This is a genomic window from Amycolatopsis sp. FU40, from assembly GCF_021903635.1.
Lineage (GTDB): Bacteria > Actinomycetota > Actinomycetes > Mycobacteriales > Pseudonocardiaceae > Amycolatopsis > Amycolatopsis dendrobii.
On sequence record NZ_CP091381.1, the window covers coordinates 4,243,628 to 4,260,965 of the forward strand.

At 71.6% G+C, this 17,338-nt stretch carries 14 protein-coding genes; 3 read left to right on the forward strand and 11 right to left on the reverse strand.

Annotated elements, in window-relative coordinates; genetic code table 11:
* Positions 1-175: 175 nt before the first annotated feature.
* From L3Q65_RS20290 to L3Q65_RS20325, 8 genes are all read right to left on the reverse strand, one after another.
* Positions 176-1,159 (reverse strand): hypothetical protein, encoded by a 984-nt coding sequence (locus L3Q65_RS20290; protein WP_182893388.1) that lies wholly within the window; start codon positions 1,157-1,159, stop codon positions 176-178.
* Positions 1,160-1,194: 35 nt separating this feature from the next.
* Positions 1,195-2,043 carry a PspA/IM30 family protein gene (locus tag L3Q65_RS20295; protein ID WP_182893389.1) on the reverse strand — a complete coding sequence of 283 codons (849 nt, stop codon included), beginning with the start codon at positions 2,041-2,043 and terminating at the stop codon, positions 1,195-1,197.
* Between the two features lie 253 nt (positions 2,044-2,296).
* A complete protein-coding gene (locus L3Q65_RS20300; RefSeq protein WP_182893390.1) occupies positions 2,297-2,746 on the reverse strand; it encodes a helix-turn-helix domain-containing protein in 450 nt (149 codons plus the stop codon).
* Positions 2,747-2,846: 100 nt separating this feature from the next.
* Positions 2,847-3,311, reverse strand: coding sequence for a CinA family protein (locus L3Q65_RS20305; protein WP_182893391.1), 465 nt, complete (start codon positions 3,309-3,311; stop codon positions 2,847-2,849).
* On the reverse strand, positions 3,311-3,958 hold the full coding sequence (pgsA, locus tag L3Q65_RS20310) for a CDP-diacylglycerol--glycerol-3-phosphate 3-phosphatidyltransferase (RefSeq protein WP_182893392.1): 648 nt from the start codon (positions 3,956-3,958) through the stop codon (positions 3,311-3,313). Before pgsA ends, L3Q65_RS20305 begins: the two co-directional genes overlap by 1 nt.
* Complete coding sequence (rimO, locus tag L3Q65_RS20315) at positions 3,955-5,403, reverse strand: 30S ribosomal protein S12 methylthiotransferase RimO (RefSeq protein ID WP_237600550.1); 1,449 nt, start codon at positions 5,401-5,403, stop codon at positions 3,955-3,957. Before rimO ends, pgsA begins: the two co-directional genes overlap by 4 nt.
* Before the next feature lie 161 nt (positions 5,404-5,564).
* Positions 5,565-9,815: an AAA family ATPase gene (locus L3Q65_RS20320; RefSeq protein ID WP_237600551.1), complete on the reverse strand. Its 4,251-nt coding sequence runs from the start codon at positions 9,813-9,815 to the stop codon at positions 5,565-5,567.
* A 119-nt stretch (positions 9,816-9,934) separates the two neighbouring features.
* Positions 9,935-11,983 (reverse strand): acyltransferase family protein, encoded by a 2,049-nt coding sequence (locus tag L3Q65_RS20325; protein WP_237600552.1) that lies wholly within the window; start codon positions 11,981-11,983, stop codon positions 9,935-9,937.
* 305 nt (positions 11,984-12,288) lie between these two features.
* On the opposite strand from L3Q65_RS20325, the gene L3Q65_RS20330 reads away from it, so the two are divergent.
* Complete coding sequence (locus tag L3Q65_RS20330) at positions 12,289-12,807, forward strand: amino-acid N-acetyltransferase (RefSeq protein ID WP_182893396.1); 519 nt, start codon at positions 12,289-12,291, stop codon at positions 12,805-12,807.
* 4 nt (positions 12,808-12,811) lie between these two features.
* Here L3Q65_RS20330 and L3Q65_RS20335 read toward each other — a convergent pair whose 3' ends face one another.
* Complete coding sequence (locus L3Q65_RS20335; RefSeq protein ID WP_237600553.1) at positions 12,812-13,219, reverse strand: hypothetical protein; 408 nt, start codon at positions 13,217-13,219, stop codon at positions 12,812-12,814.
* A gap of 44 nt (positions 13,220-13,263) precedes the next feature.
* A complete protein-coding gene (locus L3Q65_RS20340) occupies positions 13,264-15,606 on the reverse strand; it encodes a DNA translocase FtsK (protein WP_237600554.1) in 2,343 nt (780 codons plus the stop codon).
* Here L3Q65_RS20340 and L3Q65_RS20345 point away from each other — a divergent pair.
* The gene (locus L3Q65_RS20345; RefSeq protein ID WP_237600555.1) at positions 15,596-15,829 is read left to right on the forward strand and encodes a hypothetical protein; all 234 of its coding nucleotides are present in this window, start codon (positions 15,596-15,598) and stop codon (positions 15,827-15,829) included. The two genes, L3Q65_RS20340 and L3Q65_RS20345, sit on opposite strands and share 11 nt — an antisense overlap.
* Positions 15,830-15,890: 61 nt before the next feature.
* Here the strand turns inward: L3Q65_RS20345 and L3Q65_RS20350 are convergent, their stop codons facing one another.
* Positions 15,891-16,382: a hypothetical protein gene (locus tag L3Q65_RS20350; RefSeq protein WP_182893399.1), complete on the reverse strand. Its 492-nt coding sequence runs from the start codon at positions 16,380-16,382 to the stop codon at positions 15,891-15,893.
* Between the two features lie 114 nt (positions 16,383-16,496).
* On the opposite strand from L3Q65_RS20350, the gene L3Q65_RS20355 reads away from it, so the two are divergent.
* Positions 16,497-17,306: a 1-acyl-sn-glycerol-3-phosphate acyltransferase gene (locus tag L3Q65_RS20355; RefSeq protein WP_237600556.1), complete on the forward strand. Its 810-nt coding sequence runs from the start codon at positions 16,497-16,499 to the stop codon at positions 17,304-17,306.
* Positions 17,307-17,338 lie beyond the last annotated feature (32 nt).

Genomic DNA, 17,338 nt, shown 5'->3' on the forward strand with positions numbered 1-17,338 from the left:
CCCGGACCACATTCACCCCCGGATCGGGCGTTTCGCGGCGGATTACCCGGCCGCGGGCCCGGGAACGGGGCTGGACCAGCAGGTCAGCCAAGATCCTTCAACGACGGCGACCCGGTCGGCCACCGCTTCCCGGAGGCACCGCGAACTCGCGCACGGCCGCGGTCAGCGGTCCGGATCAGCCGAGGTCCTTCAGCGCCAGCGCCAACCCGGCGAGCCGGTCCGTCGCGTCCGTGAGCGCCTCCCGCGAAGTGACCATCCCGTCGCTGCTCGCCGCCACCGCGCGACCGGCCGCGGCGACCAGACCGCCGTAGCCTTCGATGCCGTCGTCGAGTTGTTCGCGCAGTTTCGCGATCGCGGCCTGCAGCGCCGAACGTTCGCGTTCCGGCGCGGAATTGCGGCCCCGTTCGATCGCCTGGATCCGGTCGGCCAGGCCGCGCAGCGCACGGGCGGCCTCGTCGGCCGTCGCGCGGGCGTCGGCGACCGAAACCCCGGGAACCGCCGTGGTGCCCAGCGACGTCGGGACCGAAAGCTGTTTCAGGAGCTCGCGCAGCGAAGCTTCCGACTCGGCCAGCCGCTCCATCGGCTCGCGCGCGGCCGATCCGGCGGCGGGCAGCGGCGGCGGACCGCTGGGCGCGGCGGGAAGTTCGACCTTCTTCAGCTCTCGCAACCGCATTCCGGTGCGGACGCTGAACGTGCCGAACACCAGCGTCGCGAAACCGGAGAACACCGCCTGCCCGATCTCCGGGCCGGCGACCGCTCCGCCGAGCAGGCCGGTGGCGGTGAGCACGGTGAGGACCCCGAACAGGATCGTCACCAGCACCCACAAGGTCAGCACGCGCGAGGTGCGGCGGATCCGGCGCTGGTGCTTCGCGCTCGGCTCGTTCCAGCGCTGCCATTTCGCGCGGACCTCGGCCACCGCGGGGACCTGACCGGCCACCGCGGAAAAGGCGGCAGGGGCCGACGGGCGGCGCGGCACCGGCGGCGGGGAAACCGGACCGCGCGGGGCCCGGCTGTTCTGCTGCGGCTTCCCGCCCGCCTCGTCGGCGGGCGGGAAGTACCGCTGCAGTTTTTCCTGGGCGCGCTGGGCGTAGTCGGGCAACCGCTCGATGTGCTTCTCGAGCTTGGCGTTGAACTCGCTGAAGTCCCGCCGCTTGGTCATCCGTCTCGCCCCCTGCGCCGCTCGTGCCCGGCCGGTCAGGCCGGGTTCTTGCCCTGTTCCGCCTGCACGCGGGCCTGGATCTCCCGCTGGATGTCGCCCGAGGCGGCGGCGGGCTTGGCCGCGGCCGCGCCCGCACCGCCGTCGGTGACCTGGGCGACCGAGTCGCCGCGCATCGACGCGCGGATCTGCTCGAGCCGCGAGTGGCCCGCCATCTGGGTGGCCGACTCCTGGACCTCCATCATGCGGCCCTGCACCGAGTTCTGCGCCAGCTCCGCCGAGCCCAGCGCGGTGGTGTAGCGCTTCTCGATCTTGTCCCGGACCTCTTCCAGCGACGGCGTGTTGCCCGGCGCGGCCAGCTGGCTCATCTGGTTCAGCGACGCGGAGACCTGCTCCTGCATCTTCGCCTGCTCCAGCTGCGAGAGCAGCTTGGTGCGCTCGGCCAGCTTCTGCTGCAGCATCGTCGCGTTGCGCTCGACGGCCTGCTTGGCCTGCGTCGCCGCCTGCAGCGACTGGTCGTGCAGCGTCTTGAGGTCTTCGATGCTCTGCTCGGCGGTGACCAGCTGCGCGGCGAAGCTCTCCGCTGCGGTCTCGAACTGGGTCGCCTTCGCCTCGTCGCCCTTGCCGCGGGCCTCGTCGGCCAGCACCAGCGCCTGGCGCGTCGAGGCCTGCAGCTTCTCGACCTCGCCGAGCTGGCGGTTGAGCTTCATCTCCAGCTGCCGCTGGTTGCCGATCACGGAGGCGGCCTGCTGCGTCAGCGCCTGGTGGTTGCGCTGCGCCTCCTCGATGGCCTGCTGGATCTGTACCTTCGGGTCGGCGTGCTCGTCGATCTTCGACGAGAACGCCGCCATCATGTACTTCCAGAACTTCACGAACGGGTTGGCCATCTCCTCCGCCTGCCTTCTTGCGTCCCACGGGCCCTGATTGCTTCGGGGCGGGGCGTCGCTCCCCTAGTCGCACAACGTACCGACCCCGGCGTTGGGTTCCATCGTGTCAGGTCGGCCTCCGCCGTTCCAGGCGACCCCGGGGGAATTCAGGGTCAGCCCTGACCGGCGGCCGGGCGCGGCCCGGAGGGGGACCCCGCGCACGCCGACGGCCCCGGGGAGATCCCCGGGGCCGTGCAGCGAAACAGCGCCGGCGTTACGCCGCGATCGTGGAGGCGAGCTTGGGCGCGCCGATCGTGGTCCGCAACGTCGTGTTCATCCGCGGCGCGGGCTGAAGCCGCAGGTCGGAGAGGTCGTCGCCGATCAGCTCCGACACCAGGCGGCCGCCTTCGAACCCGGCCTCGCCCCGGTCGGGCACGGTCTCCCTCGGCGCGGTCTCCACCTCTTCGACCGGTGCGACCTCGACCTTGTCGAGGGCCGACACGTCGGCGGCGACCTTGTGCAGCAGCTCGCCCAGCGGCAGCTCCAGCGCCTCGCAAATGGACGCCAGCAGCTCGCTGGAAGCTTCCTTCTGGCCGCGCTCGACCTCGGACAGGTAGCCGAGGCTCACCCGGGCGGCGCGGGAGATGTCACGCAGCGTCCGACGCTGGTTGGTGCGGGCATGACGGAGCCGATCACCGATCGCCTCGCGCAACAGCACGGTCATCACGCGCCTCCCTTCCCGAACTGGTGCCTCCTACGTTACCCAGAGCGGTACCCCGAGTGCAGGACTTGACACGTACGTACGCCAAGGGCGAACGCCGTTTTCAGTCTAGTTGTTCCCCGAGCAGCACGAACGCGGCGCGCACCGAGGCCGTCCGGATCGTGTCCCGGTCACCGGTCTCGGCCAGTTCACGCACCGTGCCCACGCCCGGTCCGCTGATCCCGACGTACACCGTTCCCGGGGCCACGCCGTCCTGCGGATCCGGCCCGGCGACACCGGTCAGGCCGAGGCCCCAGGTCGCCCCGCAACGCTCCCGCGCGCCCCTGGCCAGCTGCGCGGCGACGTCGGGGTGCACCGCACCGTGCTCGGCCAGCAACGCTTCGTCGACCCCGGCGAGCGCGGCCTTCAGCTCTGTGGCGTAGACCACCAGGCCGCCGCGCAGCACCGCGCTCGCGCCCGGCACCTGGGCGAGCGTCGCGCAGACGAGACCGGCCGTGAGCGACTCCGCCGCCGCCACGGTTTCCCCCCGGCGGGTGAGGGTCGCGACCAGTTCGCGCGCTTCGGTCATCACGAACCCATCGCGCGCCGGCCGGCGGCGCGCAGCCGGATCGCGCGGACCAGGTAGTCGACGCCGGTGATCACGGTCAGTGCCACCGCGAGGCCCATCAGCGCCCAGCGCACCGGGTCCGCGCCCGCAGGCAGCGGCAGCAGATAGGTCACGATCGCGACGATCTGCGCCATCGTCTTCGCCTTGCCGCCGCGGCTGGCCGGGATCACGCCGTGCCGGATCACCCAGAACCGCAGCAGCGTCACGCCGATCTCGCGCACCGCGATCACGATCGTGACCCACCAGGACAGCTCCCCCAGCGCGCTGAGCCCGATCAGCGCGGCGCCGATGAGCGCCTTGTCCGCGATCGGGTCCGCGATCTTGCCGAAGTCGGTGATGAGCCCGTAGCGGCGGGCGACCCAGCCGTCCACCTGGTCGGTGGCCGAGGCGATGGCGAACAGGCCGGTGGCGATCGCGCGCCAGGTGGTGTCCTCGCCGTGGCCGGTGAACAGCGCGACGACGAACAGCGGGACCAGGACGAGCCGCGAGATGGTGAGCAGGTTCGCCAGGTTCAGCGTCGGGACTGGAGTCGCCTCGGGCAGCTGGGCCCCGCCCTCGGAAGCGGCGCGGGGCACGCCCTCGCCCGCCCCGCTGGGCGCGGCACTCACCGGCCGGCGTCCGGCGCCGGGCGGACGACCAGGTCGACGCCGGCGGAGTCGACGACCTCGCAGCGGACGATGTCGCCCACCGCGAGCGGCTTGGTGTCTTCGTCCTCGAGGATGACGCATTCCCCGTCGACCTCGGGGGCCTGGTGCGCGGCGCGGCCGACCGCGTCGTCGCCGTCCGTGCCGTCGTGCTCGACCAGGACGTCCACGAAGGTGCCGATGCGGTCCTCGGCGCGCTGCGCGGTCAGCTCCTCGACCAGCGCCGAGATGCGCGCGACGCGCTCGGCGACCACGGCCGGGTCGCGCTTGCCCTCGAAGGTCTCGGCCTCGGTGCCGTCCTCGTCGGAGTAGCCGAACACGCCGACCGCGTCGAGCCGGGCCCCGGTGAGGAACCGCTCCAGCTCGGCCAGGTCGTCCTCGGTCTCGCCGGGGAAGCCGACGATCACGTTGGTGCGGATGCCCGCCTCGGGCGAGTACTCGCGGATCTGCTCGGTGAGCGCGAGGAACGAGTCGGTGGAGCCGAACCGGCGCATCCGGCGCAGCACCTGCTCGCTGGAGTGCTGGAAGGACAGGTCGAAGTAGTCCGCGACGCCCGGCGTGGTCGCGATCGCCTTGACCAGCTGCGGCCGCGTTTCGGCGGGCTGCAGGTAGGAGACGCGGACGCGCTCGATGCCGTCGATCTCGGCCAGCCGCGGCAGCAGCAGTTCGAGCGCACGGGTGCCGTCGCGGCCGAAGTCCTTGCCGTACGACGTGGAGTTCTCGCTGACCAGGAACAGTTCCTTCGCGCCGTTCTCGGCGAGCCAGGCCGCCTCGGCGACGATCTCGTCGGGCTGGCGGGACACGAACGACCCGCGGAACGACGGGATCGCGCAGAACGAGCAGCGGCGGTCGCAGCCGGACGCGATCTTCAGCGCGGCGACCGGGGAATCGTCGAGCCGCGTGCGCAGGACGCGCGGGCCCCAGCCGTGCTGCGCGTGCCCGGGCACCTCGACCTCTGCCGTCGCGGCGGGCCGCTGCACCGGGCTGATCGGCAGCAGTTTGCGCCGGTCGGACGGGGTGTGCGCGGCGATCGCGCGGCCGGCGACCACGTCGTCGAGGCGCGAGGACAGGTCGGCGTAGTGGTCGAAGCCGAGCACGGCGTCGGCCTCGGGCAGGCTGTCGGCGAGTTCGTTGCCGTAGCGCTCGGCCATGCAGCCGACCGCGACGACCTTGCGCCCGGTGTCGGCGGCGGCGAGCAGCGTGTCGACCGAGTCCTTCTTGGCCGATTCGACGAACCCGCACGTGTTGACCACGACGACGTCGGAGTCCTCCGGTTCGGCGGCCAGTTCCCAGCCGCCCGCGGCCAGCCGGCCCGCCAGCTCCTCGGAATCGACCTCGTTGCGGGCGCAGCCCAAGGTCACGAGGGAGACACGGCGGGCGCGAGCGGAGTCAGCGGCTGGAGAAGGCACGACGTTCAGGGTAGCCGTCGCCTGCGGACCGCCCCGCGACGGCGTCGCCCAGTGCGGTGAAGCGGCCTCCTCCGGCCGGGCCGCTCCGCCGCCACGACCCGGCTGAGGTGCGCCGGGGCCGGTCGGCCGGGCCGCACCCGGCGCGAGTCCCCGGCGCGGGATCACTCCGCTGTGGACACGTCCGGAACCGTCAGCAGCGTCAGCTCCGCGTCGTCCAGCGCCTCCAGGTCGACGTCGGGCCCGGCCAGCCGCATCGCCTGCGCCCGGATCGCGCGTTCGAGCAGGCCGCGGGCCGAACGGCCGTTGGCGAAACCCGTTCCGCGGTCGAGGCCGGCCATGAAGCCGGGCAGCGCTTCGGCGAGCGCGGCGTCGAGCCGGTAGCCCTGTTTGCCCGCCATGGCGGTGAAGATCGCGGCCAGCTGGTCGTTGTCGTAGTCGGCGAAATGCACCGTCGCGCCGAAGCGGGACCGCAGTCCCGCGTTGGCGTCGAGGAAGCGGTCCATGTCCGCCGGGTAGCCCGCGGCGATCACGATCAGGTCCTCGCGGTGGTTCTCCATCTGCACCAGCAGTTCCGCGACCGCCTCGGCCCCGAAGTCGGCGCCGTTCGAGTAGGTCTGGACCAGGTTGTAGGCCTCGTCGATGAACAGCAGCCCGCCGATCGCCCGTTCGCACACCTCGCGGGTTTTCGGCGCGGTCTGGCCGATGTACTCGCCGACCAGGTCCGGCCGCGCGACCTCGACCAGATGCCCGGACGGCAGCACGCCGAGCTCGCGGTAGAGCTGTCCCATCAAGCGCGCGACGGTCGTCTTCGCCGTGCCGGGGTTGCCGGTGAACACCAGATGCCTGCTGCGCGCCCCGACCGGCAGCCCGGCCTTGCGGCGGCGCGCGTCCAGCCGCGTTTCCGCGACCAGCGCGCGGACCTGCTCCTTCACCCCGTCCAGGCCGATCATGCCGTCGAGTTCGGCGAGCAGGTCGTCCAGTCCGCGGCGCGGTCCGGCGTCGTCGCTGACCGCGACCCCGGCCTCGCCCGGCAGGTCCGCGGCCACCAGGACGGCCAGCTGGTCCGGCGGCGTGTCCGGGGCGGCGGCGAGCCGGCCGGACTGCCCGCTGATCGCGGCTTCCAGCAGTCCGCGCGCGGACCGGCCGTTCGCGAATCCGCGGCCGCGCGGGATGCGGCGGATCGCCTCGGGCAGCGCGGCGGCGAGGTCGGCGGAGAGCTCGTAGCCCTGGCTCTTCGCCATCACGGTGAAAATCCCGGCGAGTTCTTCGTTGGTGTAGTCCGGGAATTCGATCCGGCCGGAGAAGCGCGACCGCAGGCCCGGGTTGGACTCGAGGAACTCGTCCATCTGCTTCGGATAGCCCGCGACGAAGACCACCAGGTCGTCGCGGTGGTTCTCCATCTGCACCAGCAGTTCGGTGACGGCTTCCTTGCCGTAGTCGTCGTTGTCGTCGCGCACGAGGTTGTACGCCTCGTCGATGAACAGCACGCCGCCCGCGGCCCGTTCGCACACTTCGCGGGTCTTCGGCGCGGTCTGGCCGGTGAACTCGGCGACGAGATCGCCGCGGCCGACTTCGACGAGGTGCCCGGACGGCAGCACGCCCAGCTCGCGGTAGATCTGCCCGACCAGCCGCGACACGGTCGTCTTCGCGGTGCCCGGATTGCCGGTGAACAGCAGGTGGCGGCTGCGGACGGCGACCTTCATGCCCGCGTCGCGCCGCCGTGCGTCGACGGCCATCTCGTCCACCATGGACCGCACGCGCTGCTTCACCGAGTCGAGCCCGATCATCGCGTCCAGCTCGGCCAGCAGTTCGGGGAGGCTGCGCCGCGGTCCGGAATCGTCCACCGCGCCCACCCCGGATTCGCCGGGCTGCGGCAGGTCGGCGGCGACGAGGGTGACCAGGTCCGCGCCGCCGTCGGTGGTCAACCGGGTGGACTGCTTGCCGATCGCCGCTTCCAGCAGCACGCGCGCGGACCGGCCGTTCGCGAAGCCGCGGCCGCGCGGGATCCGCCGGACCGCCTCGGGCAGCGCCGCGAGCAGGTCCGCGGAAAGCTCGTAGCCCTGGCCCTTCGCCATCGCGCGGAAGATCTGCGCCAGCTCGTCGTTGGAGTAGTCCGGGAATTCGATGGCGCCGGCGAACCGCGAGCGCAGGCCGGAGTTGGACTCCAGGAAGGCGTCCATCTCCTTGGGGTAGCCGGCCGCGAAGACCACCAGGTCCTCGCGATGGTTTTCCATCTGCACCAGCAGTTCCGCGACCGCTTCCCGGCCGAAGTCGTCGTCCTTGTCGTTCACGAGGTTGTACGCCTCGTCGAGGAACAGCACGCCGCCGACGGCCCGCTGGACCGCCGCGCGGGTCTTCAGCGACGTCTGTCCCACGTACTCGCCGACCAGGTCGGTGCGGGTCACCTCGACGACGTGGCCCTTGGGCAGCGCACCGAGCGCTTGGTAGATCTTGCCGAGCAGCCGGGCGACGGTCGTCTTCGCCGTGCCGGGATTTCCGGTCAGCAGCAGGTGGCGGCTGCGCACCGCGACCTTCATGCCCGCTTCCCGGCGCCGCGCGTCGATCGTCATCTCCGACGTCAGCGAACGGACCCGCTCCTTGACCGCGGCGAGGCCGATCATCCCGTCCAGTTCGGCGAGCAGCTCCTCGATCGAGGACCCGCCGCGCTGGCCCGCCGCGGCGACGAGCGGCTCGATGTCCGGGTGGCCGATCTCGATCCGGGTGCCCGGCATCGCGCCCCGGCTGATCGCCTGCCGCGAGGCCGCGTCCAGCAGCGCCTCCACCGTGCGGGCACTGGGTTCCTTGGCCAGCGCGGCGAGCCGGTCGCGTACGTCGGCGGGCAGGCCGAACGAGCGTTCCCGGGCGAGGACGTCGAGCAGCGCGGCCGCTTCGGCGGGCCGGTCGAACCGGGGCAGCCGGTACTGCAGCATGTTCTGCACCAGGTCGGGAGCCTCGGTGCTGAGCTGTTCGAGGACCTTTTCAGTGCCGTCCAAGACGATCAGGCGGCAGCTGTCCTGGTCGCGCGCGTAGTTGCGCAGCAGCCGGACGGTGGCCGCGACGTCCTTCTCGAACAGCGCGTCGGCCCGCTCGGCGAGCATGAGCGCGGAGCCGCCGTTCTCGATCTCGTTGATCGTCGCGGGCACCGAACGCTCGAGCGGGTCGTCGCCGTACTCGGCGATCAAGGCGGCGCAGTCGAAGAACTCGGCGTTGTCGAAGCCGACTTCGGCGTCGGTCAGCGACGCCTTCAGCGCCCGGGTGAACCGGCGCTGGCCGGTGTTCGGCTCCCCCACCAGCAGGATGAACGGGTTCGGCTGCTTGGTGCCCGCGGTCATCCGGGCCGCTTCGCGCTTTTCCCATTCGGCGTAGGCCTTCTGCCACTCCTCGTAGGCCTTTTCGTAGCGGGACTGCTCCTTGCGCTGCCACATCCGGTTGCCCGCGGCCAGCAGGTCGAGCGTGACCGACCGGCTGTGCCGCGCCATGTCGCCGAGCACGTTGCTGCCGGAGCCGTCCGACCCCGGCCGCTCCGGTTCGACCGGCGGCGGTTCGCCGGGGCCGTTCGCGGTGCCGTGCCGGGTGGCGTCCGCCCAGGCGACCACCCGGGTGGCGCGCGTGACGAACTCGGCCATCGATTCGGACCCGGCGACGAACATCCCCGCCTGGCCCAGGTTCTCGACCCGGATCTGCGGCGGTTGGGCGGGATTCGGGGCCGGGGCGCTCGCGGGGACCGGCGGCGGCGCGGCGGGCAGCGGCGGCGGCGCGGCGGGCAGCGGCGGCGGCCCCGCGACTGGCTGCGGTCCCGAAGGTGCGGCGGGCGGCTGCGGTCCCGGAGGCGCGGCGGGCGGCGGCTGCGCCGGGACTTGCCCGGACGACGGGCCGCCCTGCGGCTGCGGATAGCCCGGCTGCGGCTGCGGATAGCCCGGCTGCGGCGGCCGGTAGCCCTGCGGGGCGGGCGGCGGGCCGCCGAATCCGTTCCCTTGCGGCGCGCCGGGTCCGGGATGACCGCCGGGGTTGCCCTGCGGCCCGGGATAGCCCTGCGGCCCCGGATACCCGCCGGGATTGCCTTGCGGCCCGGCGAATCCGCCCGGGTTGCTCCGCGGACCCGGATACGGCTGCCGGGGCCCTCCGCCGGGACCGGGATAGCCCGGCTGCCCGCCCTGGTACTGCTGCGGCGCGCCGTACCCCGGCGCGGGAGTGCCGGGAGAGGGCGGCGGCACGGGACGGGCGGCGCCACGGTAGCCGGGATCCGCGGGCGGCTGCGTGTACTGCCAGTTCCCGTCCGGCCGCCTCCGCTGCCACGCCTGGCCGGGGACGAGCAGCCAGCCGACGCCGTCCGGGCCGGTCAGCGCGGCCGTCCGGCCCGCCGCCGCCTCCGACTGTGCGGCCTGGAATGCGTCCCACCCTGCGCGCGTCAAAAAGACCAGCTCCCCCTCAGGTGCCCGTGCGGCGAACCCGCCGCCGTCCCATTGTGCCCAACCCGGGACGCTCCGCGACGGCTAGTCGCCGAACTCGTCCGTTCCCGCTTCGCGTGCGGTCACCACCGCAGGGCTTGTTTGAGCTGTTTGACCGCGATCGGCGCGAGTGTCGTGTTGAAGGTCGCGGACGGGTGGTTGTCGTCCATGTAGACCAGCACGTTCCCGACCACCGCGCGGCAGCGCTTCTGGTCGCAGTAGTAGTCGGTGAAGTCCAGGAAAGTCACGTTGTCCGGGACGTCGTCGACCTGCTCCCACGACGGCGTCGCGGCCACCGCGGCGGACCGCGGCACCGAGCACGACGGGTCGGCCGGGCTCTTCTGCGCGACGCAGCTGGCCATGTTGAACGTGTAGCGCGGGTTGTCGCGCACGGCCACGACCGGGATGCCCGCTTTGTCCAGCGTGGCCCAGACGTCGGCGAAGCCCTTCGGCGTCGTCTCGTTCGGCCCCGGCTTGGCGTTGATGGTGCCGAGCATGATCACCGCGTCCGGGCGCGTGTCGAGCAGTTCGTCGGTGACCGCCTTGTTCCAGTCGAGGCAGGGCTGGTCGCCCGGCATCAGCTCGGAACCGGACGAGTACGGGCACGCACCCTTCAACATGGTCGAGACCTGCCAGCCGTCGGAGGTCACCGCGGGCCGGAACGACGCGAGGAACTGCTGGATGTGCGAATCCCCGACGAGCACCACCCGCTTCGCCGGCGGGCCTTCCGGGGACTCGGTGCAGATCTGGAGTTCTTTGTTGCGCGGCGAGATCGAGCACTGGTCCGGGGGCGTGCGGGCCCAGTCGTCGGCCAGCTTCACCGTGGGCGGCACGATCGACGGCGACGACGCGCCGCGGTAGACGAAGCCCGGCGCGTGTGCGACCGCGCCCGGGTGGTCCGGGTCGCCGATGGCGATCTCGTAGTTCGCCCGCGCGCTGCTCACGCCCTGCCAGACGCCGCTCGCGACGAGCACCGGGGCCAGCGCGAGCACGCCGAACCGGTAGGCGCCCCACTGTTTCGCGGTGCCGATCTTCGACAGCCGGATCGGGTTCTCGATCAGGTGATAGGTCAGGATCGAGAGCAGGAACGACACGCCGACCACGAACGTGCCGCCCAGCAGGCCGACCGCTACCCGGTCGCGGACGATCAGGTAGAACACCAGCACCGGCCAGTGCCACAGGTACAGCGAGAAGCTGAGGTTGCCGACGTAGCCGAGGAACTTCGAGCTGAGCCAGCGGTCCGCGCCGAGCACGCTTTCGGTCTGCCCGGCGACCAGCACCAGTCCCGCGGAAAGGGTCGGCCACAGCGCGATCCAGCCGGGGAACACGCTGTCGACCTCGAGCAGCACGCCGCACAGCACCAGCCCGGCGACGCCGATCCAGCCGAGCACGATGCGCAGCAGCCGCGGCAGCGTGACCTGGTCGAGGAACATCGCCATCAGGCCGCCGAGCGCGAATTCCCATACTCGGGTGAGGCCGTGGAAGTAGGCCAGCGGCTGGTCGGCGGCGGTGAGGTACACCGAATACGCGAGCGAGGCGGCGAACAGGACGATCAGCAGCAGGTTCACCGTGCGCCGCAGCGACCAGCCGAGCCTGCGCACGAGCAGGCCGAGGCCGACGAACAGCAGCGGCCACAGCAGGTAGAACTGGCCCTGGATGGACAGCGACCAGAAGTGCTGCACCAGGCTCGCGCTGTTGTGCTGGGCGAAGTAGTCGACCGAATCGGCCGCGAGTTGCCAGTTCTCGTAGAACAGCGCCGAGGCGACGACCTCGCGGATCGTCTGGAACCAGCGGTCCTGCGGCAGCAGCAGCTGCGAGAGGACCACGACGGTCAGCAGCACGGTCATCGCGGCCGGGAAGAGCCGCTTGATCATCCGGCCCCAGGTGGCGCGCAGCTCGATGCGGCCGCGCAGCAGCGCCCGGTAGAGCTGGCCGGTGATCAGGAACCCGGAGACGAGGAAGAACACGTCGACGCCGCCGGAAATGCGGTCGAACCACACGTGGTAGACGACGACCAGCACCGAGGCCAGCGCCCGCACGCCCTGCAGCTCGGGCCGGAACCGCGCCTGCGCGCTCGGCCCGGCGGGAGGTTTGCCGGGCCGTTCCGGGGCGACCACCGTGGTGCCGGACATGCAGGGTTCCTCCCGAGGGCCGGCAGCGGGCCGGGCCGCCGACTACTGGTCATGTGCGCTCACTAGCTATACGTGACGGCTCGCGGCGTCACGCATCCGGGGTCCCCCGATGGAGCCGCTCGGCCAACGCCCGCGATTCGAGACGCGACCGAGGCGCGACTGCCGAGGCCGAAGGACCTCCCGGGCCCGAGCCGGCCGTCGCCGGCCCAGCCTGACCGCCGGGAACTTCGCTCCCCGCACGACCGGCAAAGCCCCTGACGGAGCCGCTCGGCGCGGCCGGTCCTCGCGGTCGTTATCTTGACCAGGTGCCCGATTCCCGCTCCCCGTCCGTCCGCCGCGCGCGGATCGCCGACGTCCGCAAGATCAAGGCCCTCGTCGATTCCGACGCGGGCCGCGTGCTCCTGGAAAAAGATCTGGTCACGCTCTACGAGGCGGTGCAGGAGTTCTGGGTCGCGATCGACGAGGAGACGGACGACGAGGACGTGCTGGGCGCCGCCGCGCTGCACGTGCTGTGGGAGGACATCGGCGAACTGCGCACCGTGGTGGTCGACAAGGCGGCGCGCGGCCGCGGGATCGGCCGCGCGCTGGTCGGCAGGCTCGTCGAAGAGGCCCGCGAGCTGGGGCTCAAGCGGCTGTTCGTGCTGACGTTCGAGACGTCGTTCTTCGCCGGGCACGGATTCGTCGAGATCGACGGCGCCCCGGTGTCGCACGAGGTGTACGAGGAGATGCGGCGGTCGCTGGACCCGGGCGTGGCGGAGTTTCTCGACCTGCCTTACGTCAAGCCGAACACGCTCGGGAACTCGCGGATGCTGCTGGAGTTCTGACCGCTCAGGAGAACCGGACCAGGATGTGCTCCCCCGACCCGTCCACCGCGGCGAGCTTCACCGTCGTCCCGGCGAACGTCGTCGCGTCCGGGCCCTGGCGGCCGGTGTGCAACTGCGCGGACGTGTGCTCGCCGCGGCCCGGTTCGGTCAGGACCAGCGCCACGACCGCCTCCCCCGCCACGAAGCATTGCCTGCCCGGCTTGCAGCGCGAATCCGAGACCAGCTGGCGGTAGCGCACGGTCAGGTCCCGGCCCGCGACCTGCACCTCCTGGCCGGGCGTGAGCGCCACGTTCCCGCCCAGCTCAGCGGCAGGCGGTCGCGACGGTGTCTGCGCGACAGCGACCGTGCCGCCCGCGCACCCGGCCAGCGCGGCGGCCGTCCCGATACCCAGTGCGAGCTTCTTGAGGTCCATGCCCAAGGGACGGGACCGGGGTGCCGCCGGGTTGCACGCGCGGCTCAGAAGTCTTCGTCCTCGCCGCCGGCGGGCGAGCCGCCCGCGTCGGAGCCGCCGCGGATCATGAACAGCACCGACTCCAGTTCCTCCGGCTTGATGAGCACGTCGCGAGCCTTCGAGCCCTCCGACGGGCCGACCACGCCGCGGCTTTCCAGCAGGTCCATGAGCCGTCCGGCCTTGGCGAAGCCCACGCGGAGCTTGCGCTGCAGCATCGAGGTCGACCCGAACTGCGACGTGACGATCAGCTCGGCGGCCTGCAACAGGACGTCGAGGTCGTCGCCGATGTCCGGGTCGATTTCCTTCTTCTCGCCGGCCTTGGCGCTGGTGACGCCCTCGTTGTAGTCCGGCTGCGCCTGTTCCTTGGCGAAGTTGACGACCGCGGCGATTTCCTCGTCGCCGACGAACGCGCCCTGGATGCGGACCGGTTTCCCGGCCCCCATCGGCAGGTAGAGCGCGTCGCCCATGCCGATCAGCTTCTCCGCGCCCGGCTGGTCGAGGATGACCCGCGAGTCGGTCAGCGACGACGTGGCGAACGCGAGCCGCGAGGGCACGTTCGTCTTGATCAGGCCGGTGACGACGTCGACCGACGGCCGCTGCGTCGCGAGCACCAGGTGGATGCCCGCGGCACGGGCCTTCTGGGTGATCCGCACGATCGCGTCCTCGACGTCGCGCGGGGCGGTCATCATCAGGTCGGCGAGCTCGTCGACGATCGCCATGATGTACGGGTACGGCTGGTACTCGCGTTCGCTGCCCGGCGGCGCGGTGATGTCGCCGGAGCGGACCTTGGCGTTGAAGTCGTCGATGTGGCGGACCCGGTTGGCCTGCATGTCCTGGTAGCGCTGCTCCATCTCCTCCACCAGCCAGGCCAGCGCGGCGGCGGCCTTCTTCGGCTGCGTGATGATGGGCGTGATCAGGTGCGGGATGCCCTCGTACGGCGTCAGCTCGACCATCTTCGGGTCGATCAGGATCATCCGGCACTCGGCGGGCGTCGAACGGGCCAGCAGCGACACCAGCATCGAGTTCACGAAGCTCGACTTGCCGGAACCGGTGGAACCGGCGACCAGCAGGTGCGGCATCTTCGTGAGGTTCGCGGTGACGAACTCGCCCTCGATGTCCTTGCCCAGCCCGATCAGCATCGGGTGGTTGTCCTTGACCGTGGTCGGCGCGCGCAGCACGTCGCCGAGGCGCACCATCTCGCGGTCGGAGTTGGGCACCTCGATGCCGACCGCGGACTTGCCCGGGATCGGCGCGAGGAGGCGGACGTTGTCGGTGGCCACCGCGTAGGCGATGTTCTTGGTCAGCGCGGTGATCTTCTCGACCTTCACGCCCGGGCCGAGCTCGACCTCGTACCGGGTGACCGTCGGGCCGCGGGTGAAGCCGGTGACCTGCGCGTCGACGTTGAACTGGTCGAGGACGCCGGTGATCGCCTCGATCATCTGGTCGTTGGCCTTGCTGCGGGACTTCGGCGCGTCGCCGAGCTTCAGCAGGTCAGGCGGCGGAAGCGCGTAATCGCCCTCGACGGTGCGGGTGACCGACAGCGCGGGTTCCGGAGCCTTCTTCTGCTTCTTCTCCGGCACCTCGGCGGGCGGCGCGACCGGCTTCGGCGGCCGGATCGGCGTGGCGGGCTCGGCGAGCGCGGCGTCGATGTCGAGCTGCTCGCCGTCCTTGTCGGCGCTCGCCTGGCGCCGCCGCGACGGCTTCCGCAACCGGACCGACTTCGGGTCGGCCTCGGGTTCGGGTTCCGGCTCTTCGTCGTGCTGACCGGCCTCGTATTCAGCCAGCTCGTGCTCGTCGAGCCCCCAGGTGCGTAGGCGGTGCGGGATGTCGCGCACCGGCGTGCCGGTGAACACGAGCACGCCGAACAGCAGCGCGAGGATCAGCAGCGGCACCGCGACCCACGTGGTGACGCCCTTGGTGAGCAGCCCGCCGGAGAACGCGCCGAGGATTCCGCCCGCGTACATCCGGCCGTCGTTGGTGTCCGGGAGCGCGGTGAAGATGTGCAGCATCCCGAGCACGGACAGCACGACCAGCACCGTGCCGATGACCATCCGCGGCCGGGTCTCCGGGCTCGGTTCGGACCGCATCAACGCGACCGCGACCACGAGCAGCACCAGCGGCAGCGTCACCGCTCCCGCGCCGAGCACCGTCCGCGTCGCGACCTCGACCCCAGCCCCGATCGGCCCGGCCGCCCGCCACCAGACGCCGACCGCGGCGACGATGGCCAGCGCGATCAGCCCGAGCGCGAGCCCGTCGCGCCGGTGTTCGGCCTCGAGCTCCCGCGTGCGCCCGACCGTGCGGGCCAGCGAACCGACGCCCTTGGCCACGAGGTTCCAGGTGCTGCGCACACCGCGCCCGAACGCGCCGTTCTTGCGCCGGGGGGCCGGGCGCCGGGTACTGGGCGTCCGCGGCCGCGAGCTGCTCCTGCTCCTGGCGGAGCCCTTGGACGACCTGCTCGACGCAGCCGCCCGGGACTTCGCCGGCGTACGCGAACTGCGCGCCGGTGCCTTCCCGCCGCTTCCCGCCGTGCTCCGCTTCCTCGTCGCCGACCCAGCCATGCCTTCACGGTAACGGGCGAGGACCGATAGTCACATGTGCCACTCGCAGCGCAGGCGAAACAATCGTCTCCAGATCACAGTCGACGGCGACGATCTACCAGGTCGGCTGCTAAGACCAGCTGGGTGGCCAGCGCACGAGCCGCGTCGGGGGTGAACCAGCCCTCTGCGTAGCTCCCGTCGTCCTCGGAGTCAGTCAGCATGTGCACGCCGACTGACTTGGCCCCGTCCTCTTCATTTGCCCAAGCTCGCGCCGTCACTGACGGCACCGGACGCCCCGCCAGCCGAGGAACTCCGATCACATAGTCAGGACAAGATGTGCAGTTGTGCCGGGCCCCGTAGGTCTGGTCCTCGCACCAATCCGCATGAACGAATATCCGGTTCAGCTCCTCCGACGTGGCATCCGCGAGCTTGGCAAGAGCGGCACGCAACTCGTGGTCCGCCGCACCTGACTCGTCCATCCGGCGGATCTCGGCTCCCAAGTCGCTCCACCGCACCGTCGCGGCCGCACGTACCGGGTCGTAACCGGGCCGCTGAACGAAGTCGGAAACGAATGTCTGGTCAGCCATCAGCACCTCTTTCGAACACGGCCGGGGCGGCCGACGTTATCGCCGTTTCCCCGGTCACCGGGAGAGAGAACCACCCGATCCGGGGCAATCCAGCCGCCGTGAAATGCTCTGCTCATGTTCGCGCTCCAACAGGACGAGGCTCCGCGCCGTGCCCCCGCGATCTGGCGGACGATGCTCAACCTCGACCGAGGGCTGGTGAATCTCGTCGGGCGGCTCACGGTCACCGGGTCGGTGCCGCGGGAGCTGCGAGGCAAGCCGTTGCTCATGGCGGCCAATCACATCGGCGTGTTCGACGCCTTCGTGCTCATGGCGGCGTGCAAGCGGATCGGCATCAACCCTCGTTTCATGCTCGCCGGCGGGATTCTCGACGCGCCGGTGATCGGCCCCGCGCTCAAGGTCAGCGGGCATTTGCGCGTGGACCGGGCCAAAGCGGCGACCGCGGTCGGGCAGTTCGCCGAAGCGGCCGAGGCGTTGCGCACTACGCGCGAGCCGATCGTCGTGTATCCGGAGGGGCGGATCAGCCACGACCCGGGGCTGTGGCCGGAGCGCGGCAAGACCGGCGCGGCGCGGCTCGCGCTCGCGGCGGGCGTGCCGGTGATCCCGATCAGCCAGTGGGGCGCGCACGAGGCCGTCTACTGGGGCACGGAGACGGTGAACGGGCCGGCGGATCTGCTGCCGCTGGCCAAATCCGGGTTGAGCGCGCCGTTGCGGCGGCCCCGGTTCAAGGTGCATTTCGGGACGCCGGTCGACCTCTCCGACGTCGAGCCGGAGCGGCCGGGCGCGGGCGTTCGCGCGCACGCCAAGATCATGCAGGCCATCACCGACGGCCTGATCCCCTTGCGCCGCCACGAACCCATCCGGCCGCGCTTCTACGACCCGACCCGGCCGACCGACACGGTCAGTCCCTGGAAGCCGCAGCGCTGAGTCCGGATCGTGGGACGCACCCACCAGCCCGG

Bases quoted from the DNA above. Each gene is read 5' to 3' on its own strand.
- L3Q65_RS20290 (WP_182893388.1), bottom strand. From the start codon at position 1,159: ATGACCAAGCGGCGGGACTTCAGCGAGTTCAACGCCAAGCTCGAGAAG.
- L3Q65_RS20295 (WP_182893389.1), bottom strand. From the start codon at position 2,043: ATGGCCAACCCGTTCGTGAAGTTCTGGAAGTACATGATGGCGGCGTTC.
- L3Q65_RS20300 (WP_182893390.1), bottom strand. From the start codon at position 2,746: ATGACCGTGCTGTTGCGCGAGGCGATCGGTGATCGGCTCCGTCATGCC.
- L3Q65_RS20305 (WP_182893391.1), bottom strand. From the start codon at position 3,311: ATGACCGAAGCGCGCGAACTGGTCGCGACCCTCACCCGCCGGGGGGAA.
- L3Q65_RS20325 (WP_237600552.1), bottom strand. From the start codon at position 11,983: ATGTCCGGCACCACGGTGGTCGCCCCGGAACGGCCCGGCAAACCTCCC.
- L3Q65_RS20335 (WP_237600553.1), bottom strand. From the start codon at position 13,219: ATGGACCTCAAGAAGCTCGCACTGGGTATCGGGACGGCCGCCGCGCTG.
- L3Q65_RS20350 (WP_182893399.1), bottom strand. From the start codon at position 16,382: ATGGCTGACCAGACATTCGTTTCCGACTTCGTTCAGCGGCCCGGTTAC.
- L3Q65_RS20355 (WP_237600556.1), top strand. From the start codon at position 16,497: ATGTTCGCGCTCCAACAGGACGAGGCTCCGCGCCGTGCCCCCGCGATC.